Below are 20,246 nucleotides of genomic sequence, written 5' to 3'. Positions count from 1 at the left end.
GGAGGACACCATGGTGGCGAACCCACTGACCCTTTGCGGCCGTTGCGCCCATCAAGGCAAGACATGCTGCCAGGGGCGGGAAATCTACATCACACCCGGGGACCTGCGGCGTATCGCCGCCGTCACCGGAGAACTTCAGTTTGCCGAATGGAAGGCCACGGTAGACCCGTCTTATCTTGACCAGGCAGATGACCCGGTATGGCGGCAACATGTTTTCGGCAGAGACGGCAGTCGCCGGATCCTCAAACGCCAGGCCAGCGGGGACTGCATCTTTTTAGCATCCCAGGGATGCCGTCTGGCCCTCGCCGTGCGCCCCTTGTTGTGCCGGCTTCACCCGTTTACGTACACGGCCGACCATATCGACGATGAACCGGATGCGGAGTGCCCCAGGCATCTTCTCATTTCCGGCGAATCGCTGTTCGAGGCCACCCACACATCCATGGAGCTGGCGCGGCAATGGCACCGTCAGCTTTACGAGGAGGTATTGACTGATGACCATGACAATCGGACTGACTTACGACCTTCGCTCTGAGTACCTGGCGGAAGGTTTTTCGGAAGAAGAAACGGCCGAATTCGATCGTGACGATACCATCACCGCTATCGAATCGACCATCCGTTCCCTGGGGCACGCCACCGAACGCATCGGACACAGCCGCCAACTGGCGGCCGCATTGGTTGCCGGCCGGCGGTGGGACCTGGTGTTCAACATTGCCGAAGGCATGCACGGTATCGGCCGAGAGGCCCAGGTGCCGGCGCTTTTAGACATGTACCGGATCCCTTACACCTTTTCGGACCCGCTGGTCATGAGCCTCAGCCTTCACAAGGGTATGACCAAGCGGGTCATCCGCGACGCCGGGGTGCCCACTTCCGATTTCCGCGTCGTCGAAACGCCCGAAGAGGCCGAATCAGTCGGTTTTGCACCGCCCTATTTCGTAAAACCCGTGGCAGAGGGAACCGGCAAGGGCGTCACCCCGCAGTCCATCGTCCGCGACAAAACCGACCTCGAAAAGGCATGTAAAGGGTTGATCGACACCTTCCGACAGCCGGTGATCATCGAGCCCTATCTTCCCGGCCGCGAGTTCACCACCGGCATCGTTGGCACCGGCAACAAGGCCAGGGCACTGGGCACCATCGAGGTGCACCTGCTTGACACAGCGGAACCGGGCGTCTATTCCTATGTCAACAAGGAGGAGTGTGAGTCGCGTGTGCATTACCGTCTGGTGCGTCCTGAAGACGATCCGGTGGTAGCCGAGGCCGAATCGGTAGCCCTTGCCGCCTGGCGGGCCCTGGGCTGCCGGGACGCGGGGCGGTTGGACCTGCGTTGCGACGAAAAAGACCATCCACTGTTTATCGAGGTCAATCCTTTGGCGGGCATCCACCCCGAGCATTCGGACCTGCCCATCATCTGCAACCACCTGGGGGTTCCCTACCGGGAGCTGATCGGTTGGATCATCGACTCCGCATCCGCCCGTATTTCCGGAACGAATATCCGCCAAGGGGCCGCCTGATGCATGTGGCCATCGTTCACGACACGGTTTCCGATGCCGATGCCCCCGATGCGCGGGACGTGATTGCCCAGGCCGATGCCGTGGCCCAGTCCCTGGAATTGCTGGGCCATTCGACCTGCCGCATCTCCTGCAGCCTGAACCTGTCGGCTGTGCAGGAGGAACTGCGCCGCCGGCGTGTGGACCTGGTGTTCAACCTGGTGGAATCCATCGGCGGCCAGGGACGCCTGATCCATCTGTTCCCCTTCTGCCTGGACGCCATGGCCCTGCCTTACACCGGTGCCCGCGCGGAGGCCATGCTGCTGACCTCCGGCAAGGTGCTGGCCAAAGGGTGGATGGCCACGGCCGCCATCCCCACCCCGGCCTGGATCGGACCCTGGCCGGGCAATGACGGCCGCGTGCAGGGAAACGTTACCGGCGAAGAGGCCTGGATCATCAAATCGGTCTGGGAGCACGCCTCCATCGGTCTGGACGGGCAGAGCATCGTCAAGACATCCGATCCGGCAACCGTGTTTCCCCTGCTCCGGTCCCGGGCGCCACAGCTGGGGGGTACCTGCTTTGCCGAACGGTTCATCCCCGGCCGTGAATTCAACCTGTCGGTGCTGGCCGGTCCCCGGGGTCCGGAAGTGCTCCCGCCGGCGGAGATCATTTTTGACGGCTACACCGAGGCGATGCCGCATATCGTGGACTATCGGGCCAAGTGGGACGAGGCGGCCTTCGAATATCACCACACGCCTCGGCGCTTCGATTTCGACGCGTCCGATCAAGGCTTGCTGGGACGCCTTGAAGCGCTGGCCCGTCGATGCTGGAACCATTTCGGCCTCAACGGCTATGCCCGGGTGGACTTCAGGGTGGATCCGGCGGGTCATCCATGGGTATTGGAGATCAATGCCAACCCGTGTCTTTCACCCGATGCCGGATTCTCGGCCGCCCTGGAACGGGCCGGCATCGCCTATGCCGATTCCATCGCCCGTATCGTCGCCGATGCACGGGCGCCGGACAGGACCGGCGACGATACCTGATCCCCTATCACCGTTCCAAGCAAAGGAACCGACCGCATGCTGCGCATCCGACGCATTTATGACAATGTACTGCCGGTGAACAAGAGCACCCTGAACCAGGTGCAGGAGATCCTGCGCAGCCAATTCTCCGCCGTGGACGAAAAAGAAATCGATCACATCGCCGAAAAACTGCGCAACCCCTTCAAACAGCGTTTTCGCACGATCCTCTTCGTGGCCGAGAGCATCAAGGCCAAGGTGCGCGGGTTCGCCATGCTGCTGCACGAACCGGAGCTGCACTTCGCTTACCTCGACTGGATCGCCACCGCCTCGGGACGTGCCGGCGGCGGCATCGGCGGCGCCCTGTACGACCGCATCCGGCGCGAGGCCACGGCCTTGAAGGTGGACGGCCTCTTCTTCGAGTGTCTTCCCGATGACGCCGCGGCCTGTCCGGATTCGGCAGAGCTCAAACAGAACCGGGCCCGCCTGCGCTTTTACGAGCGGTACGGTGCCCGGCCCGTCGTCAACACCGGCTACGAGACCCCTGTCAAACCCGGGGATACCTGCATGCCCCACCTGGTCTACGACGACCTGGGCACCGGCAAGGCGTTGAAAAAGCCCTTTGCCCGACAGGTGGTGCGAGCCGTGCTGGAACGCAAATACGCCGATTATTGTCCGGCGGACTACGTAGAAAAGGTGGTGGCCAGTTTCCGGGACGACCCCGTACGACTGCGGGATTATCGCTATGTCAAGCCGGCGGCCATCGTTGCCACCGTTGAAAGCCGTTCGGAAGAGCAGATCGCCCTGATTGTCAACGACCGGCACGACATTCACCATGTCAACGAACGCGGGTACGTGGAGTCGCCGGTGCGCGTGAAAAGCATCCTGAAAATCATCGAGCCCAGCGGCCTGTTCGCCGCCATCAAGCCGCGTCCGTTCCCGGACAAGCACCTCCACGCCGTTCACGATGCGGACTTCGTGAGTTATCTCAAACGAGCCTGCGCCGAGGTGCCCGCCGGCAAATCCCTGTATCCCTATATCTTTCCCATTCGCAACAAAACCCGGCCGCCCAAGGAACCCTCCGTGCTATCCGGCTACTACTGCATCGACACCTTCACGCCCATCAACGCCAACGCCTATCTGGCCGCCCGTCGCAGTGTGGACTGCGCCCTGACCGCCGCCCGCGAGATCCTGGACGGCCGGCGGATCGCCTACGCCCTGATCCGCCCCCCCGGCCATCACGCCGAGCGCCGCTCCTTCGGCGGATTCTGCTATTTCAACAACAACGCCATCGCCGCCCAGTACCTGTGCGCCCATGGCAAGGTGGCCATTTTGGATGTGGACTATCATCATGGCAACGGCGGCCAAGACATCTTCTACCGCCGCAGCGATGTACTCACTGTTTCCATTCACGGACACCCCAGGTTCGCCTACCCCTATTTTTGCGGGTTCGAGGAGGAACGCGGCGACGGCGATGGCGAAGGCTTCAACCTCAACATCCCCCTGCCCGAAACGGTCGACGGCGAGCGTTACCGCAAAGCCCTGGCGCGGGCCCTTCGCCGGATCGAAGAATTCCAGCCGCACTTCCTGATTCTGGGACTGGGCCTGGACCCGGCCAAGGGCGACCCTACCGGAACATGGTCCCTGACCATAAAGGATTTTGCCGATAACGGCCGGATGATCGGGGCCCTGGGTCTGCCGACGGTCGTCGTCCAGGAAGGCGGCTACCGCACGCAGACGTTGGGTAAAAATGCCCTGGCCTTCTTCAAGGGGATCGTTGAAGGTGCCGCACAGTGGGCGGACGGCCGCCACGCCCCCACCCATCGGGTTCACGGGGTGACCTTCAGGGATACGGTCATTCCCGAGGACGGCCAACGCGTCCGACGCCTGGTGGACATCACCGGCTTTTTTCATCCAGAGGAAGTGGGTGTGGCCGAAGAACTGGTGGTTGAGCGCCTGGAGAAAGGGGAAGCCAGCGGATACCATTTCATCATGGCCGACCATTACGGCCGCCTGGCCGGGTATGCCTGCTTCGGCCCCATCCCCTGCACGTCATCGAGCTATGACCTTTACTGGATCGCCGTTCATCCGGACTTCCAGGGCCGCGGGCTGGGCCGTCGGCTGCTGGTGGAAGCCGAACGCCGCATCAAGGCGGCCGGCGGCAGCCGGATCTACGTGGACACCTCCCAACGGGTGCAATACGCCAGCACGCGCGCCTTTTATGAAAGCTGCGGCTACCGCCTGGAGACGGTCCTCAAGGACTTTTACGCCGTGGGCGACGGCAAGGCCATCTATTGCAAGTCGCTGGTATAGACAGAACGGATATCGATAAGGGTTCAGCTTCCCTCCCACCTGTGCTATGAACCGGCTTTGACGATTTCGTGAAAAGCACGGTTCCTGCTGTACGCGCCATGCCTTGCCCAACCCATCAGAAGAAGGGAACAACCATGATTACCCACGTCGTGATGATGAAATTCAAACCCGAAGTCACCGCTGAAGCGATCGATGAACTGGAGGCCCTGCTGGACCGCCTGCCCGACCGCATCGATGAAATCGAGAGCTATGATTTCGGCCGGGATGTGATACGTTCCGAGCGATCCTACGATTTTGCCCTGGTGTCGGTATTTGCCAACCTGGATACGCTCAAGCACTACCAGGCCCACCCCGAACACCAGGTGGTGGTTAAAAAGCTGGGCGGCATGTGTGCGCACATCGCCGCAGTGGATTACGAAAACGCCCCATATCGTCAAGCATCGCAGGGCGACAGCGATCCATGGAAATCCAGAAACCTGTTTCAGCGCTCCTGACGGCTCCGTGATGAAAGCGACCAGACAACCCCCTTTGGACATGCAGCAAATTGTGGCGGACATCCTGTCCGGCATGTCCCTTAAGGAAAAATCGCTCATCGCCCATATGGACGAAGAAAGCCTGCCCTACCTGCAGTATGCCTTCGATGTATATATCAGCAAGGATGCCGGCGACGACCCGGAAACCGGCCGAGAGATCATGAAACAGGTCTGGCAGACGCTGCAGAAGACCCACCGGATCCGAATCGTCAGGAAAGGCGACACACCGTGAGCGGTGAGCGGCTGGTTTTTCTGGCCGGCGAACGGGCCCTGGCGACCATCCGGTCGCAGGGGCTCGGCCCGGACGATGTCAAGGTGGTTGCCGGCGCCGCAGGGGGGCCCAAATGGCTGATCCTGGGCCACCTGGACCGCATGCTGTTCGGCAGCTGGTTCCGGGGCCGCCGACAGCCCTTGTTTCTGCTGGGGTCGTCCATCGGCAGCTGGCGTTTTGCCGCCGATTCGTGCACGGATCCGGTGGCGGCCATCGATCGCATGGAGCACGCCTACATTCACCAGGCCTACGACCACAAGCCGACCCCCCGGGAGATTTCCGAGAAGAGCCGCGCCATCATCGACCATACACTGGGTGCCGATGGCCCCCGCGAGGTGCTGGGCCATCCGTTCAACCGCCTCAACCTGGTGGCCGTGCGCAGCCGCCACCTGATCGCCAGTGAACATCGGGCTCCCCTGGCCCTTGGCCTGGCCGCAGCCGTGACGGCCAACGCGCTGTCCCGGCGCAGTCTCCGCTGGTTCTTCAGGCAGACCCTTTTTTGCGACCCGCGAACGCCTCCGCCCTTCGCGTCGGCAGGCCGGTGGCCGGATACCGGTTCGGCACTCTCGCCGGACAACCTCAGCCAGGCCCTGCTGGCATCCGGCTCAATCCCCTATGTCATGGAGGGGGTTCGCGATATTGCCGGTGCCCGGCCGGGCGTCTACCGGGATGGCGGGGCAGCTGACTACCACCTGGACGTTCCCTTTGGACTGAACGGCAAGGGCATCGTCCTTTACCCCCACTTTTCCCGCCGCATCATCCCCGGCTGGTTCGACAAACACCTGCCCTGGCGCCGGCCGTCTGCCGACAACATGGCCGACGTGCTGGTGGTCGCCCCGTCCGAAGGTTTCGTCTCCCGCCTGCCCAACGGGAAAATCACCGATCGGCAAGACTTTTATCATTATGCCGGTGACGACAAGGCGCGCTTTGCCTGCTGGCAGCAGGTGGCCGATGCCGGTAAACTTCTCGCCGACGATTTCATGGACGCAGTGGCATCGGGCGATATCCGGTACCGGGTGCAACCGTTGGAAACATAGACCCAACGGCATGTTTGCCAAAAACCGTTTGGTTTCATCTGGTAACCACGGAACTCAACTGGAGTGAAGTCACATCGTCGCAGGTTGGCTATCTGAAATTGGAGCGGACCCGAAATCTGTTGGAGAGATCAATACTTGAGTATCACGGCTCAAATTTTCGTGATCGGATTAGAAACAAAGGCCTATCCACCTTGCTCAATAAACCTGAGGCCACACTTCCATAAAAAACCCGCTTAGCTCCTGATCGCCCATGGCTTGAAAATGCGATCAAGTCTATGTTCATTTCTTCAGCAATCTGTAGAATAGTTTCAACGACACGACCGTGTCCAATCTTTTTTGTTGCGCTGATGCCTTTCTCGCTAAATTGGTCAACCACGTTCGTCAGATACGATTCAGCTTCTTTGTTGTGTCGTTCGAATGCTTCCCTATAGCGATAATCAGGTGCCAGTAATGTTTGATATTCGCCGACTGGTGAGATAATTTGCAGGAAGATTATTTTAGAATCGTAATGCAACGCCATGCTTTCTACATGAGGAAGTATCGTTTCAGCTCGTTTTGAACCATCTAATGGCACCAGGATAGCTTTATACATATGCCCCCTCCTTTTAAAGTAACTAAAAAACTAATAGAATCCTTGCCAAAATAAAATCGGTCTTGTCAGGACATTTGATTTCTTGCAGCAATGGTTGTGATAATCGGGTTTAGTCAGACCATGTTTTGCCATCATGAAAACTCGGTCGCCTTTAATAATTGTCCACATTGAATTTATAATACCCGGGCCGCTACTCTCCTTCGGGACGCGTTCTTTTCCAGGTTGTGCGTTTAGCGGACGCCTTGTGCCATGCTCAATTACCGCTGCGCACGGGCAGGACGCGGGTGGGACCGGAATAAAACTGGCGCAGCCAGTAAACGTCACCGTAAGTGAAGTTGAACCGTGCGGCTTTGTTCCCACGCGTCTCCGACGCCCAGCAACTCTGGGCAGAGGTGTCTATCAGCGTGGTAAGATGGTAACCGTGTGGGTTGACTTCGTCAGGGTCATATAGGCTCCTCAGTTCAGCGATGGTCGGCAATCGCCAGTCGGTATGCCCGCCGCCGTTGTATTTCTGGCAATAATAGAGAGCGCTCGGCCAGTTGATCGGGCTTCCATTGTCCGTCGTCGCCCACATCAGGCCGGTCCTATTGTCGGTAACCGTTCCGTCAGCGTGGTCCACGAAGCGGTCCATGGCCATGGCAGGCATAACGAAAAAACCGAGTATTACCAACAGGCCAATCGGCCAAACCATTTTCGAAGACAATTTCACCACTGGGGAAATCTTCATTTCCACCTCCTGATGTAAAGGCTTGTCAACAATGGTTGTGCTACCGTTTTTCCAACTTCTCTTTGGCCTGCTGCAGGTATATACCGGCGTCGCTCTGTTCAAATAATGCAGCGCTTTTCTGGTAGGCATCCAGTGCGGTGTCGTGGCTGCCGCTGGCCAGGTAAAGGTCGCCCAATTCAAGATAGGTACGGCCCAGCAGGGACTTGGCCCCCAGGTCTTTCGCCGTGTCGATACAGCTCCCGAACCATCCCCGTGCTTTTCGAAGAAGCATCTGCGACCGGTCGGCCGTATCGGCGCCGGACGGTTGATCCGTCAGGTGGTGCAATTGCTTGTATACGCAGGCCATGACGAATCCGCAGGTCAGATAGCGCAGCCGGCAGCCTGCGCCATCCCATTCTTCGAGAAGCTGTTCCATGCGCAGGATGCCCGATTCGACATCACCTTTTTGAATGTCGATAAGGCTGTGGAAAAATCGGGCCGGTTCGCCGACAAATTCAGCGCCATGGTCATCGCTGAACGCCATCAGCTGTTGAAGCAGTTGCAGGGCGGGACCGAACTGCCGGTTACTGATACGGCCATAGCATAAAGCCAGAATCGGAAACTGGGCATACCAGGGATCGGCGGATATGTGCACAGCGTCCTCGAAACACCGCGTGGCCCGGTCCATATCCCCTGAAACCAGGTGGCTCCATCCGTGGCAGCAGTGGCCCATCACCATGCTGCGGATATTGGTCTGATGCCTGCCGAACTCCAGAAGCCGGGTACCGATGTCATAGGTGGCCTGTCGATCTCCGCGGTGCCAGAATGCATACGCTTTGCCGGCAAGGGAGTGGAAATAGACATAGGGATCTTTTACCCGTCCTTCTTCGTACAGCCGCTCGGCCGCCTGGCTGCAGGCAATGGCCTCGTCGATTTTCCCCAGTTCACTGCAGGGGAAGCTCATCCAGGTGTTGGCGTAGGCCAGCAACCGGTCGTCACCGGCCTTTTCACCCAGTGCCATCGCCCGTGACAGGCATTCATACCCTTCCATGAACCGGTGCCGGTGCCACAGCGCACATCCCCGCCAGGCCCAGTACATGCCCTTCCGCGAAGCGTCCTTAATACCGTCGAGCAAGGGCTGATATTTTTGAAACAGCTCCAGCAGTTCCCGATTGCGGCCGCGAAAATAAAAAACAAAGGCCCACTCATTGATCACATCCAGTATCAGGGCATTTTCTTCCCCGGACTGCGACTTCCAATCTTCAAGCAGCGTCTGGGCCTCCCTGAAGTACTGATCCGATTCCTCCAGGGCACAGCGCCGAAGTGCCTTGGTGCCGGACCGGATCAGATAATGGACGGCCTTGGCGGTAGACAATCCCTGTTTGTAATGCAGGGCCAGCGTTTCGTAAAATTCATACAACCGGTCTGAAAAAAGCTGTTCCATCACCTGGGCGATGCTTTCGTGCACCTGTTGCCGTTCCTTGCGCAGCAGGCTGCTGTAGCCGACTTCCTGGATCAGCGCGTGTTTGAACATGAATTCCATTTCAGGGTGCAGGGCACGCGTATGGACCAGACCGCTGCGTTCCAGTTCGTAAAGCCCATCCTCGATCCCCTCGCTGTAGACCGATATATGCTTGAGGATATCGTACAAAAAGGCACGGCCGGCGACCGATGCCTCCTGGAGAACACGCCTGGCTTTATGGCTGAGCTGATCCAGACGGGAAGCGATGAGACCGTGAATCGTCGAGGGTACATCGGTTTCCAGAAAGGCCCGTTTCAACTGCCATTGGTCCTGTTTGAAAATCAGGGCGCCGGCGTCGATCAGGGCGTTGACCATCTCTTCGAGGTAAAACGGATTGCCCTCGGCCCGATCGCGAATCAGCCGGACCAGGTCCAGGGGCAGCAGGTCACTGTCGAGCAGTGACTCCATCATATCCTTGGCTTCCGAAGGGGAAAGCTCGCTTAGCCGGATTTCCCGATATACGGCGCCCAGCGCTTCGGACTGATCGCTGGTAAACAGGCTGAACTGGGGACGGTAGGTGCACAACAAAATGGATGGTGAACCGAATTCGCTCAGCATGGCCCTCAGCAGATCGAGACCGGCGGTATCCGCCCAGTGAAGGTCCTCGAGGCAAAAGACCGTCGGCTTTTCAGCGGCAATGGCGGACATCAGCCGCGTGATGGCGGCCGTGAGCCGTTTCTGCCAGATTTCGGGACTCATGCCTTCGGTTTCGGGCACCTCGAGCCCAAGGAGTCCCTGGATAATGGGGATCTCCTCGGCATCCGGCCCCAGCTTGGATCCGACACGAGCGGTGATCAGGGTTTTCAGGTCTTCGCTGGTGGCAATATCCTCGGGGTTGAGCCAGCGCCGGACCAGATCGAGAAGGGGGTAATAGGGAATTTGTTGGGTGTGGGCGTAAGCGAAGCCGGTAATCCAATTGTGACCTGTTGCGGCAAACTCGGTTTCAAATTCATCGATCAGCCGGCTTTTACCGGTGCCGGCTTCACCGATGATGGCGCAGACGGACCCATACCCCTGCTTCAACCGGGCCGTAACTTCGCGAAGCTGGGACAGTTCCAGCCGACGACCCACCAGCCGTGACTGCAGTCCCGTTTTTCTTCGAACCGTTACCGGGCGGTCCTTGACCCGGACCACTGCATAGGCCTGGATCACATCCGATTTACCCTTGACCTTCTGCGGCGGCCTGACCTCAAAATCAAATATGCCTGATGCTTGCCGATAGGTTTCGGCACCGACGATAATTGTTCCGGGTTCGGCCATGTCCGAGAGCCGTGACGCCAGATTGACGGCATCGCCGGAAAGCTGGTAGGTGCCGTCTTTGGGGCGGGGGTTGGCCGTGACCACCAGGCCGGTGTTGATGCCGGTATGCATGCTGATCGGCTCGGCGTCGTCCATGGATCTGAACGGCCGCAGGGAGGCGACGGCCTGGTGAATTTCCCTGGCCGCCTTGATGGCGCGAACCGGATCGTCTTCATGGGACATGGGCAGGCCGAAAACGGCCATGATGCCGTCGCCGATCACCCGCTCCAGGTATCCGTGATATTTTCGTATGATCGCCGACACCTTGGACTGAATGGCGACCGTCATCGCCTGGATATCCTCCGGGTCATATTTTTCGGACAGGGATGTGTATCCGGTCAGATCCGTGAACAGGATCGTCACATGCCGCCGTTCCCCCTGCCGGACCGTATCAGGCGCCGGCTCATTCGCCGTCAGCCCGCCGGCTTCCTGCACAGCCTTTTTTTTTGCCGTCATCCGACCGCCGCAATCGCCGCAATACCTGCTGTCAGGCGGATTGGGCGCACCGCAGGATGGACATGCGATGCCGATGGGACTGCCGCACTGCCGGCAAAACTTCGCGCCTCTATCCACCGTGGCCTTGCACGTGGGACAGTTCATGGAAACCCTCCGGGCTGATTGGATCGTTTCAATGGGTCGCGCCCCCTCCCCTGAAGTGGAGCCGTCACACTTGCCGCGCCCACTTCTTTTGCCATTGCGGCTTAATCTGGGGATTGACTGGATAAACCGGCCAGCGCCCCTGCAGCGCCAGGGCCACCTGGGCCATGGCCTTGTGCCAGAATTCAACCGCCGAGTCGGCCTGGGTGGAGTACCAGGCCGCGTGGCCGGTAAGGATGGTGTTGGCCGCATCCCGCAGCGGGTCGTTGTCAGGCATGGGATCGTTGCAGGTCACATCCAGGCCGGCACCGCCGATCCTGCCGCTGTTGAGTGCACGGATCAGTGCGGCTTCATCGATGACCTCGCCGCGCGCGGTGTTGATCAGATACGCACCGGGTTTCATTTTCGCAATGGCCCGGTCGTCGAACAGGGTCCGGGTCTCTTCTGTCAGGCTGCAATGAATACTGATCATGTCGGCGGTCCTGAGCAGTGTATCCAGATCCACCGGTTCGACACCGTGAGACCGCATCACCGCATCCCACACATACGGGTCGCAGGCGATGACCTTCATACCCAGGCCGCGGGCCTTTATGGCCGTGGCCGTGCCGATGCGCCCCAGCCCGACAATTCCCATGACCTGGTCCTGAAGACGGAATACCGGACGGATCACCCGCTCAATGCTTTTCCGATCGGGAGGGACGAAATGGGTGGCCGATCGCCTGACGGCCTGGTCCATGACAAACAGCCGGCGGTTGAGGGCCAGCATCAGGGAGATGGCGTGGGTGGAAACTTCGTCGATGCAATAATCCGGTACGTTGGTCACCACGATGCATTTCTCGGTGGCCGCTTCCAGGTCGATCCGGTCAAAGCCAATACCCAGACTGGCAATGATCCGGCAGTTTCCCAGCGCACGGATCACGCGCCCGGTCCAGGGCTGTACGGGTCCGGAACAGATCACGCCATCGGCCTGGCCGGTGCATTGGATGAGTTCTTCCTCGCTGCGTCCCATGGCTGAAACGACTTGCGCGCCCACCGGTTCGAGCAGATGATCGCCGAAATCGATACCGGGAAGGTGGATGGTGTTGACCACCGTAAAGCCCATGGAGCGTCTCCTTTCAAGTTGATTTTGGACTGCGACCGACGCCAAGGCTGCCGTTCGCCCTCATTTGAACCGTTATCGCGAGCGCATTTCTCGCCGCTTGCGGCGGGGTTGGCAAGCGCACTCAAAATCGATTGTTTATCCTTGCGGTGCTGCGCAGAACTGCCGCTGTCGCCTGAACATTCCCCGCGGCTTGCCGTGGGGAATGTTCAATCCGACGTCATTGCGTGGTCGCAGGGATGCACCCCGGTTGCATACTTTCAATTCGAACCCATCTTTACTCTATCAGTCCATTCCGGCTACTCACGTTCAACCACCGAATTAAACCCAACCATGGAAGGAGTCGATCATGCCACTTCAGGACAAACTGGACGCATACAAGAAGGGTTTTGAAGCCAAGGCCCCGAAGGAGGTCCTGGCCGTCATGCACCGCGCCACAAAGGATCTCGCTGAATCCGGCATCCTGGCCGGAACGGTAAAAGTCGGCGATCCGGCACCGGCTTTTGTGCTGAAAAACACCGGCAGCCAGGATGTCTCATTGGGCGAGCTCATCGGACGCGGCCCGGTGGTCCTGTCTTTCTACCGGGGGCGCTGGTGACCCTATTGCAATATGGAGCTGGATGCTCTCAATGAAAACGCAAAAGCCATTTCAACACTCGGCGCCACCCTGGTGCTGATCTCTCCCAACACCATCGCACATAATCAATCCATTGCCGAGGAAAAAAAACTGGCATGCGACATTCTCAGCGACCCGGGTAATGCCGTGGCCGCCCGCTATGGGCTGCGGTATACCATGGCCGCCGACCTCAAGGCACTTTACCGGAACTTCGGTGTCGATCTGGAAGATTTCAACGGTGACGCGTCGTGGACGCTGCCTCTGCCTGCCCGGATAATCATCGATATGGACGGGATGATCCGCTATGCGGCCATCAACGCCGACTACACCGTGCGCCCGGACCCTGAGGATACCATCGCCGCGCTTAAAGCGATGGGCTGACAGGCTGTTTAAAAACGATTGCGCCCGACCATACGGCGTTGGCATCCGACTCAACATGCGCATTGATCAACCATAAACTGCGCTTTTCCGCCGGATGTTGACTTGTCTTGTCTGCGTGCATGATGTTTTTCAGCACCCTGCTGATCATCGCCAGACGAATGGCGCCAGCTTGCGTATGGATGCAAGAGGCAACTGAGGGCTCATACCAGGTGGCCAACACGAGTCCAATCCAGGCCCAACAGTGTCGCGGCCTCACGATCCAGGGCCCGACTGTCTGTGCCGGCGAGGATCCGGTTGACCGGCGGATCGCAGCGGGCGCCGCCCAGATGATAATCCGCCAGGCCGATGCTGGCGTCCATGACGGTGAAATCCGCTCGTCGGTACCGGTTGAGCGCGACGATGGCATGGTCCAGCCGGTGGTGAAAAACGGCTTTTTTCCAAGTGCCGAAACGCCCTGAGTAGTGACTGGGAGGGGCCAGGCCGATCATGTTTTTCATGCTACCGGTAAATCGGCACAGGCTGTGCGCCTTCAGTACGGGAAGGGATATCAACAAATGGTCGAAGGCCGCTTCAGGCAGCCACATCTCCGGGAACAGTTTGCAGCGTCGGTCCACTCGCCGGGTCAACGGCGCAGTGTTGAGATCCAGCAGGCCGACATCCAACCGCTCGGCCAGGTCGGCATAGCCGAGCCGGGCAAATACGTGAGGCGTCTCCAGAACGGCGTCGCCGCATCCTTCGGCCACCACCACAGGCGCATCGGTATGCCGGCGGACAAAGGCGATCACCGCCTCGCAGAACACCGGCGATGTGGTGACCGGGTGGGGTGAATCATTGACCAGGTTGGGTTTGAGCATCACCGGCCGCCCCTCAGCCAACAATGCCGCCGCACCCGCCCCTGCCATGCACCGGTCCACCGATACCGCATAGCTGGTAAAATTCTCCGTGACGACGTTCGGATTCATGGGGTGGTCAATCATCGTTCTTACCGCTACCGTGTCGTTGCCATCCACAGGGTCACCGCAGATCGATCATTGCTGAGGCTTCACCCTAGACTCTCCCGGAATCAATGTCTGAGTGGAAAGGATGCCATCGATCTGGCGCACCTTCGAGTGGACGAACTGACCGATCACTTCGGCGTCCGAGGAGAGCAGGTCCCGGGTCAGCGTGATCTTGACCAGAATGTCGACACTGCCGTGGATGGAGTGAACCTCACTGACTTCAGGCAGCGCGAAGAGCTTGTCCACGATCTTCAATTCCCGCTTGGCTTCCACATTCATGGTGATGAACGCCGTGATGCTGCGCAGCATTTCCGGATATTCTTCTTTGTTCATTGTGCCCATTTTCTCTCTGAATGCCTCCATGTCTCTGGGAATGAGCTTGTCGATGCCGATGCCGTAGTGGCGGGTACGCCCCTTCTCCCACTGGTGAAACGAGATGTAGGCGTACAGGTCGTCCAGGGTGCGGCCGGGAAAGGACGCCAGCAGGTTTCCCTTTTGGATGATGTCGGTCATGGGCTGGTAAATCGTAACGTACCAGTCTTCGGCGGCTTCCTTGAGTGTCGCGCCGGGTTTTTCCCCTCCGGCGAGATAGGCCCGGTGGGCGTCCACCTGTTCGAGCAGGTAGGGAAATTGGCCCACTTCGGAGATGTCGATGGGATGCGCCAGCCCGGTCTGTTCCATAAACTCGCTTTTTTCCCGGTAAATGATGTTCTCCAGGGTATGGCTGGAAGGAATGAATTCGACGATCTTGGCAATGATATCGCTGCGGCCGAACTCCTTGGCCGCGGCGATGCGGTGGTTGCCGTCCAGGACGTAATACTCATCCTTGATTTTGTAAAGTTTGACCGGCGGCAGGGACTTTCCTTCCCGCATGGCCTGCTTGACGCTGATCAGCCGGTCCGGCGGTACGTGATCCTTGAGCTTGAACTGGCTGTCGAAGTCATGGTACCGGCCCACACTGCCGACAATCTGATCCAGGGGCACCCTGCAGATACCCCGGTCGATGTGGTCGAATGCCCCTTCGCACTCCTGGTTCTCCCGGAAGCACTTGGCTTCGGTGTAACGGTTGCCGCGCCACCATTTTTTGATCAGCCCGGTCAGACTACTCATGATCCACCTCCAGAACATGGAAGGCAAAGGTATTGATCACACGCGTATTGCCCACCAGGGTTATCCGCTGGGACGGGTCGGTGAAGTGGGCGTGAATGTGGCCATGGATAAAATAGCGGGGCTTAAAGCGGCTGATGAGCTTTAAAAAGCTGTCGAAGCCTCGATGGCACCGGTCTTCCGCATCGTGTATGTACCTGGGCGGCGCGTGGGTGACCACCAGATCCACGCCGCCGGTGAGCCACAGCCCCGGCATCATGCGCCAGATCATCTGGCGCATCTGGTAGTCCCTGTATTGGATCGGCCCGCCGTTGTACCAGCGTGATCCCTCCAGCCCCAGGATACGAAGTCCCTTGAAGGTGATCCGCCGCCGGTGAATGTTCACGCAACCGACAGGAGGAGCGCTCTGGTAGCGGATGTCGTGGTTGCCCCGCACGTAATAAAGCGGCGCGTCCAGTTGTTCACGGACCGATGAAAGATATTCCGGTGGCAGATCACCGCAACTCAGAACCAGTTCGACACCGTCGAATGATCGGGCGTCGAACCGTTCGGACAATTCGGGAACCACGATATCAGAAATGCTCAGTATCCTCATGGGCATCTATTTACCCTTTTACACACGGGTTGTAAACGTCCCTTGACGCAGCCGCATCCTATCGACCATATTTATCGTAATTGCAATCACGTTTATCCCCTCACAAGGCAAGGAGGTCCCCCATGCCCCGAAAAGTATCCGGCGACTATGCCGTCCTGGACAGACCCGATGTGCTGATGTTTCTCTTCCATCCGCGAAAAACGCCCGGATCCGCATCTGGCAGGAAATCTTTTCAGGAGTTACTGATTCCGGTGGACGGCGACGTCGGTGTCGGTGCCCGGTTTCACATGGCCCACGCCAAGGGGCCTGCCATTCTCTTTTTTCACGGCAATGGCGAAATCGTTTCCGATTATGACGACATCGGCCCGATGTTCAACCGGTTGGGCATCAACTTCATGGTCGTGGATTACCGGGGCTACGGCTTTTCCGGTGGCAGCCCGACCGTGTCCGCCATGATGGCCGACTGCCATCGGGTCCTGGACTTTACTGAAAAATGGAGGACGGAAAACGGGTTTGCCGGGCCGCTGATCGTTATGGGCAGATCCCTGGGAAGTGCGTCCGCCCTGGAACTGGCCTATACCAAGGGCGACCGGATAGACGGGCTGATTATCGAAAGCGGATTTGCATGGGCGGGACCGCTGCTGCGGTTGTTAGGCGTGAACCCGGACCGGATCGGATTTGATGAGGCCAGCGGATTTGCCAATGTGGACAAGATCGCGACGTTCACCAAACCGACCGTTATCATCCACGCCGAGTATGACCATATCATACCCTTTAGCGATGGCCGGGCGCTGTTCGAGGCCAGTGGTGCCGAAGACAAAGTTCTGGTGAACGTGCCGGGCGCCAACCACAACGACATTTTCATGCGCGGCCTCGACCGCTATCTGGAGGCCATTGCCGGTCTGGCGGAAAAGCTCACCTGAAGTTAGCGTGAAAGAGATGCCGACAATCCTTTTCAGGTCCGGGTGTTCTCTCCTGCACCCGGACCTGATTTTCTTGCGCACCTTTCCATCACGCCACGGTTTCTTTCACCTGGAGGCTCTCCAAGCGGACCATGGCCGCCTGGCAGACACCCGGATCGTCATCTTTTTCGGCGATCTGCTCCAGCAGTTTGATGTCTTTGAGCCGTTCCACCGCCCGTTTGCGAACCTCGGGGTTGGAATGTTGCCAGCGTGGGACAAAAATATCGGAAAATTTCATGGTGTGCCTCCTTTCCGTTGAAGCGTTTCCTCTGGATGTCTCCGTCGCACCGCTAGCGGGCACATAACGTAAATATGCGCGGCCTTCCGACCAGCGGGTCAGCGGGACAGTCCCCTTGCCGATGAAGCGCTCCCGGAATACATGGCGGCCTTCCGGGAGCCGGATAGGCACATCTTTATGATTGGTTTCATTGCCGACATCCTTGAATGAACCGTCGTCGACGGCGGTCAATCTGCAGGGAACAGGAATCAACAATCAGCGGGGGCGGTGGCAAGCGCGCGGGCTATAGAAAAATTCGCAGGCAGGCGTCTTAATCAGTCTGTTATTTGAAAAAAGTTTAAGGAGATTTTTTACAGCTGTCAAGGCAAGTTTTGATCGTCATGTTTTGATCGGTCGTTCCAATCGTCGCCATTTCGCCCGGCAGCGCGCTGGCCGTTCCATTGGAAACCGCCCGTTCGCAGAAAGCGGCTGAAGCGGGATTCGGCGCCGTCAGCGTTTTTATTGCAGCAGCCGTTCTACCTGCACCAGCCAATAACGGGGAAAGCGAAGCCGACCCCACTTACACCCCTCGTATCGTTGACAAGGGCTTTTCCATGGCCATGAGGCAGGTGCGCAAATTGGAGCCCTTGCGGGTCAACCCCAATTTCTTGCGGATGTTGACCCGGTGGGTCTCCACGGTCTTGTAGGACACATTGAGGGACTCGGCGATCTGTCTGGTACTGCTGCCTGCTTTGACCATGTGGGCGACGTTCAGTTCCGCGGGCGTCAGGTTGATGGCCGGAGACGTCAGGTGGCGGCAGAAAGGAGAAACGATGGCAGTGAGGTGGTTGTCCAGAATGGTGGCCAGGGCCCTGATCTCCCGCTCCTTTGATTTGTTGACCAGTTTCTTCAGGTAAGGGTGCACCAGGTCTCTGAGATCGGCCATCATCTTCTCTTCCACAGCAGCCTTTTCCCGGTCCAGTTTCTTCAGCAGAAATCGCAGCGCCGTGTTGAGGTCTTCCAGTTTGGCTGTTTTCAGTTCCAATTCGGCTTCGTGTTGTTTCAATGCCCGGGTGGTCTTGACCTTCTCCCGTAAAGCGGCCCGCAGGGCCTTGTTGGCAGCGCTGAGTTCACGGGTGCGTGCATTGACGCGGGCCTCCAAATCATCCTTGGCACGCTCCAGCTCCATTTCCACATGGCGAAGACGGGTGATGTCGGTGGCGCTTCCGATCATGCGCCGCACCCATCCGGATGCATCCCTCTCGGCCTTTCCCCGGATCAGGACCCACCGCACCTGACCGTGCTTGTCCAGCACCCGGCCCTGGACTTCAAAACAGGCGGTTTGACCGTTGATGTAGGCCCGGGAGTGTTCCATGATTCGAAAAACATCCTCGGGGTGAAACAGCGCCTTCCAGGAATCCCAGCGGGTAATTGCCCCCTCATCGAATCCCAGAAGATTGACAAGGTTGGTATCTATCACCATTTCGCCGGTTTGAAGATCGTGGTCCCAGACACCGGTCTGGCCTGCCTCGGTGGCGATGCGATAGCGGGCTTCCCGCTCACGAAGAGTCTTCTCCAGCGCTTTCTGGTGGGAATTGTCGACGATAATGCCCAATATACCGGCCGGCTGGCCGTTCCGGTACTTCACGGCGGTGTAAAAAAGACCCGGGAAAGTGGAGCCGTCCTTGCGCAGGCACGTATATTCCGAGTGATAGACGCACTCCCCCGCCAGCGCCCGGGTCAGATTCGCCAGGGCCCGTTCATGATCCGCATCGATGATCATGCTCAGGGCATTCGCTCCGGCTTCGAAATCAGCCCGACTGTATCCGAACTGCTCCAGCCCCTTTGCGTTGACGTAGCGGAAGTTGCCGCTCGTGTCCATTTCGTAAACCGTTTCCGGAAGCAGTTCCGCCAGTTCGCGAAACCGCTTCTCGTTATCCGCAGCCATGGCCATCACATCCTTGCGCCGGTCGATCGTTCTGCCCTCGGGAAGGATGTAAACGACGCGGCCGGAATCATCGCGGATGGGGGTTAGCGAAAAATCGATCGGGCGGAGGGCGCCTTCGGGTGAAGGATGAAAGGTTTCGAAGCGCACGAATTCCCCCATGCCGGCCCTGGCAATGGCCGATTTGAGCCGTGTCTGTTCCTCAGTCGAATGGGACCACCAGGGAGTCTGCCAGAAGGGTTTTCCGACTACCGCCTCGGCCGAAACCATGGCCTGGCGCAGGGAGGACGGATTGGCCTCCAGAACGATGCCCTCCGTCGACAGCAGCCCGACGAATTGGAAGGCGTGCTCGAAGATCGTGCACATCCGTTTCAAGCGGTTTTCCGGCAATGGCGGCGCAGGTGCCATGAAACAAACATCCCTTTGGGCGGGAGCGGTAAGTGAGTGATGTGCACGCTGCGAGAGGCGGCGCGTGTCAGATTTCCTGGTCCAAGTAGGTTCGGGCAAGCTTCAGGTACTGCTCAACCGACCGCTCGAATCGATCCATGGGCAGCTCGGTCAGTTCCTTTTTTACCACGGCCGGCGTACCGGCCACCAGTTGCCGGGGTCCCACCCGCGAACCCTCCCGGACAACGGCACCGGCGGCCACCACGGTCTGTTCCATCACATGGGCATCATTGAGCACGATCGCGCCGATACCCACCAAGCTGCCGGTGTCGATCGTGCATCCATGGACCACCGCGTTATGCCCCACCGTCACATGGTGTCCGATAATGGCCGGCTTGCCGAAATCAGTGTGAACCGTGCAGTTGTCCTGGATGTTGCTGTTGGCACCTATGTTGATGGATGCCATGTCGCCCCGCAACACCGCATTGAACCAGATGCTGGCGCCGTCACCGACGGTTACATCACCGATCACGACAGCGGTGGGTGCGATAAATACATTTTTTCCG

The 20,246-nt window shown here is 58.8% G+C and carries 20 protein-coding genes; 10 read left to right on the top strand and 10 right to left on the bottom strand.

Annotation, left to right across the window (positions count from 1 at the left end; translation table 11 throughout):
* The first annotated feature begins 10 nt into the window (after positions 1 to 10).
* The 7 genes from ACZCED_RS17365 to ACZCED_RS17335 all read left to right on the top strand — a co-directional run bounded on the left by ACZCED_RS17365 (position 11) and on the right by ACZCED_RS17335 (position 6,657).
* Positions 11 to 532 carry a YkgJ family cysteine cluster protein gene (locus ACZCED_RS17365; protein ID WP_462970164.1) on the top strand — a complete coding sequence of 174 codons (522 nt, stop codon included), beginning with the start codon at positions 11 to 13 and terminating at the stop codon, positions 530 to 532.
* Positions 492 to 1,508, top strand: coding sequence for a D-alanine--D-alanine ligase family protein (locus ACZCED_RS17360; protein ID WP_464861298.1), 1,017 nt, complete (start codon positions 492 to 494; stop codon positions 1,506 to 1,508). The genes ACZCED_RS17365 and ACZCED_RS17360 overlap by 41 nt, the downstream gene beginning before the upstream one ends.
* Positions 1,508 to 2,527: a D-alanine--D-alanine ligase family protein gene (locus tag ACZCED_RS17355; protein ID WP_462970166.1), complete on the top strand. Its 1,020-nt coding sequence runs from the start codon at positions 1,508 to 1,510 to the stop codon at positions 2,525 to 2,527. The genes ACZCED_RS17360 and ACZCED_RS17355 overlap by 1 nt, the downstream gene beginning before the upstream one ends.
* Positions 2,528 to 2,563: 36 nt before the next feature.
* Positions 2,564 to 4,816, top strand: a complete 2,253-nt coding sequence (locus tag ACZCED_RS17350; RefSeq protein ID WP_462970167.1) for a GNAT family N-acetyltransferase — start codon at positions 2,564 to 2,566, stop codon at positions 4,814 to 4,816.
* Between the two features lie 134 nt (positions 4,817 to 4,950).
* The gene (locus ACZCED_RS17345) at positions 4,951 to 5,310 is read left to right on the top strand and encodes a Dabb family protein (RefSeq protein WP_462970168.1); all 360 of its coding nucleotides are present in this window, start codon (positions 4,951 to 4,953) and stop codon (positions 5,308 to 5,310) included.
* Positions 5,311 to 5,320: 10 nt separating this feature from the next.
* Positions 5,321 to 5,581 (top strand): hypothetical protein, encoded by a 261-nt coding sequence (locus tag ACZCED_RS17340; protein ID WP_462970169.1) that lies wholly within the window; start codon positions 5,321 to 5,323, stop codon positions 5,579 to 5,581.
* Positions 5,578 to 6,657: a patatin-like phospholipase family protein gene (locus ACZCED_RS17335; RefSeq protein WP_464861297.1), complete on the top strand. Its 1,080-nt coding sequence runs from the start codon at positions 5,578 to 5,580 to the stop codon at positions 6,655 to 6,657. Before ACZCED_RS17340 ends, ACZCED_RS17335 begins: the two co-directional genes overlap by 4 nt.
* Positions 6,658 to 6,799: 142 nt before the next feature.
* On the opposite strand, the gene ACZCED_RS17330 is transcribed toward ACZCED_RS17335, so the two are convergent.
* From ACZCED_RS17330 to ACZCED_RS17315, 4 genes are all read right to left on the bottom strand, one after another.
* Entirely contained in the window at positions 6,800 to 7,249 is a 450-nt protein-coding gene (locus tag ACZCED_RS17330) for a universal stress protein (RefSeq protein WP_464861296.1), read from the bottom strand.
* 253 nt (positions 7,250 to 7,502) lie between these two features.
* A complete protein-coding gene (locus tag ACZCED_RS17325; protein WP_464861295.1) occupies positions 7,503 to 7,976 on the bottom strand; it encodes an Lcl C-terminal domain-containing protein in 474 nt (157 codons plus the stop codon).
* Positions 7,977 to 8,016: 40 nt separating this feature from the next.
* Positions 8,017 to 11,376, bottom strand: coding sequence for an AAA family ATPase (locus tag ACZCED_RS17320; protein WP_464861294.1), 3,360 nt, complete (start codon positions 11,374 to 11,376; stop codon positions 8,017 to 8,019).
* Positions 11,377 to 11,440: 64 nt separating this feature from the next.
* Positions 11,441 to 12,475, bottom strand: coding sequence for a C-terminal binding protein (locus tag ACZCED_RS17315; protein WP_462972071.1), 1,035 nt, complete (start codon positions 12,473 to 12,475; stop codon positions 11,441 to 11,443).
* Positions 12,476 to 12,821: 346 nt separating this feature from the next.
* Between ACZCED_RS17315 and ACZCED_RS17310 the strand changes: the two genes are divergently transcribed.
* Entirely contained in the window at positions 12,822 to 13,070 is a 249-nt protein-coding gene (locus ACZCED_RS17310) for a hypothetical protein (RefSeq protein ID WP_462972070.1), read from the top strand.
* 12 nt (positions 13,071 to 13,082) lie between these two features.
* Positions 13,083 to 13,469 (top strand): redoxin domain-containing protein, encoded by a 387-nt coding sequence (locus tag ACZCED_RS17305; protein ID WP_462972069.1) that lies wholly within the window; start codon positions 13,083 to 13,085, stop codon positions 13,467 to 13,469.
* A 200-nt stretch (positions 13,470 to 13,669) separates the two neighbouring features.
* Here the strand turns inward: ACZCED_RS17305 and ACZCED_RS17300 are convergent, their stop codons facing one another.
* Genes ACZCED_RS17300 through ACZCED_RS17290 form a run of 3 tightly spaced genes read right to left on the bottom strand, consistent with a single transcriptional unit; the run spans position 13,670 to position 16,175 of the window.
* Positions 13,670 to 14,446, bottom strand: a complete 777-nt coding sequence (locus ACZCED_RS17300) for a DUF362 domain-containing protein (protein WP_464861293.1) — start codon at positions 14,444 to 14,446, stop codon at positions 13,670 to 13,672.
* A 51-nt stretch (positions 14,447 to 14,497) separates the two neighbouring features.
* Positions 14,498 to 15,577 (bottom strand): Lrp/AsnC ligand binding domain-containing protein, encoded by a 1,080-nt coding sequence (locus ACZCED_RS17295; protein ID WP_462972066.1) that lies wholly within the window; start codon positions 15,575 to 15,577, stop codon positions 14,498 to 14,500.
* On the bottom strand, positions 15,570 to 16,175 hold the full coding sequence (locus tag ACZCED_RS17290) for a metallophosphoesterase family protein (protein ID WP_462972065.1): 606 nt from the start codon (positions 16,173 to 16,175) through the stop codon (positions 15,570 to 15,572). Before ACZCED_RS17290 ends, ACZCED_RS17295 begins: the two co-directional genes overlap by 8 nt.
* 116 nt (positions 16,176 to 16,291) lie before the next feature.
* On the opposite strand from ACZCED_RS17290, the gene ACZCED_RS17285 reads away from it, so the two are divergent.
* Positions 16,292 to 17,092: an alpha/beta hydrolase gene (locus tag ACZCED_RS17285; protein ID WP_462972064.1), complete on the top strand. Its 801-nt coding sequence runs from the start codon at positions 16,292 to 16,294 to the stop codon at positions 17,090 to 17,092.
* Positions 17,093 to 17,180: 88 nt separating this feature from the next.
* Here ACZCED_RS17285 and ACZCED_RS17280 read toward each other — a convergent pair whose 3' ends face one another.
* The 3 genes from ACZCED_RS17280 to ACZCED_RS17270 form a co-directional block, all read right to left on the bottom strand.
* Complete coding sequence (locus ACZCED_RS17280; protein WP_462972063.1) at positions 17,181 to 17,369, bottom strand: hypothetical protein; 189 nt, start codon at positions 17,367 to 17,369, stop codon at positions 17,181 to 17,183.
* A gap of 559 nt (positions 17,370 to 17,928) precedes the next feature.
* Positions 17,929 to 19,701: a PAS domain S-box protein gene (locus ACZCED_RS17275; protein ID WP_462972062.1), complete on the bottom strand. Its 1,773-nt coding sequence runs from the start codon at positions 19,699 to 19,701 to the stop codon at positions 17,929 to 17,931.
* 67 nt (positions 19,702 to 19,768) lie between these two features.
* Positions 19,769 to 20,246 (bottom strand): gamma carbonic anhydrase family protein (locus tag ACZCED_RS17270; protein WP_464861292.1); only part of this gene is annotated, 478 nt, incomplete at its 5' end.

Source organism: Desulfosarcina sp. (assembly GCF_055467485.1).
The sequence above is the reverse complement of the archived record's forward strand: the minus strand, read 5'-3'. Positions and strand labels throughout refer to the sequence as shown.

Bases quoted from the DNA above. Each gene is read 5' to 3' on its own strand.
- ACZCED_RS17365 (WP_462970164.1), top strand. From the start codon at position 11: ATGGTGGCGAACCCACTGACCCTTTGCGGCCGTTGCGCCCATCAAGGC.
- ACZCED_RS17360 (WP_464861298.1), top strand. From the start codon at position 492: ATGACCATGACAATCGGACTGACTTACGACCTTCGCTCTGAGTACCTG.
- ACZCED_RS17355 (WP_462970166.1), top strand. From the start codon at position 1,508: ATGCATGTGGCCATCGTTCACGACACGGTTTCCGATGCCGATGCCCCC.
- ACZCED_RS17350 (WP_462970167.1), top strand. From the start codon at position 2,564: ATGCTGCGCATCCGACGCATTTATGACAATGTACTGCCGGTGAACAAG.
- ACZCED_RS17345 (WP_462970168.1), top strand. From the start codon at position 4,951: ATGATTACCCACGTCGTGATGATGAAATTCAAACCCGAAGTCACCGCT.
- ACZCED_RS17340 (WP_462970169.1), top strand. From the start codon at position 5,321: ATGAAAGCGACCAGACAACCCCCTTTGGACATGCAGCAAATTGTGGCG.
- ACZCED_RS17330 (WP_464861296.1), bottom strand. From the start codon at position 7,249: ATGTATAAAGCTATCCTGGTGCCATTAGATGGTTCAAAACGAGCTGAA.
- ACZCED_RS17325 (WP_464861295.1), bottom strand. From the start codon at position 7,976: ATGAAGATTTCCCCAGTGGTGAAATTGTCTTCGAAAATGGTTTGGCCG.
- ACZCED_RS17320 (WP_464861294.1), bottom strand. From the start codon at position 11,376: ATGAACTGTCCCACGTGCAAGGCCACGGTGGATAGAGGCGCGAAGTTT.
- ACZCED_RS17315 (WP_462972071.1), bottom strand. From the start codon at position 12,475: ATGGGCTTTACGGTGGTCAACACCATCCACCTTCCCGGTATCGATTTC.
- ACZCED_RS17310 (WP_462972070.1), top strand. From the start codon at position 12,822: ATGCCACTTCAGGACAAACTGGACGCATACAAGAAGGGTTTTGAAGCC.
- ACZCED_RS17305 (WP_462972069.1), top strand. From the start codon at position 13,083: ATGGAGCTGGATGCTCTCAATGAAAACGCAAAAGCCATTTCAACACTC.
- ACZCED_RS17300 (WP_464861293.1), bottom strand. From the start codon at position 14,446: ATGATTGACCACCCCATGAATCCGAACGTCGTCACGGAGAATTTTACC.
- ACZCED_RS17295 (WP_462972066.1), bottom strand. From the start codon at position 15,577: ATGAGTAGTCTGACCGGGCTGATCAAAAAATGGTGGCGCGGCAACCGT.
- ACZCED_RS17290 (WP_462972065.1), bottom strand. From the start codon at position 16,175: ATGCCCATGAGGATACTGAGCATTTCTGATATCGTGGTTCCCGAATTG.
- ACZCED_RS17285 (WP_462972064.1), top strand. From the start codon at position 16,292: ATGCCCCGAAAAGTATCCGGCGACTATGCCGTCCTGGACAGACCCGAT.
- ACZCED_RS17280 (WP_462972063.1), bottom strand. From the start codon at position 17,369: ATGAAATTTTCCGATATTTTTGTCCCACGCTGGCAACATTCCAACCCC.
- ACZCED_RS17275 (WP_462972062.1), bottom strand. From the start codon at position 19,701: ATGGCACCTGCGCCGCCATTGCCGGAAAACCGCTTGAAACGGATGTGC.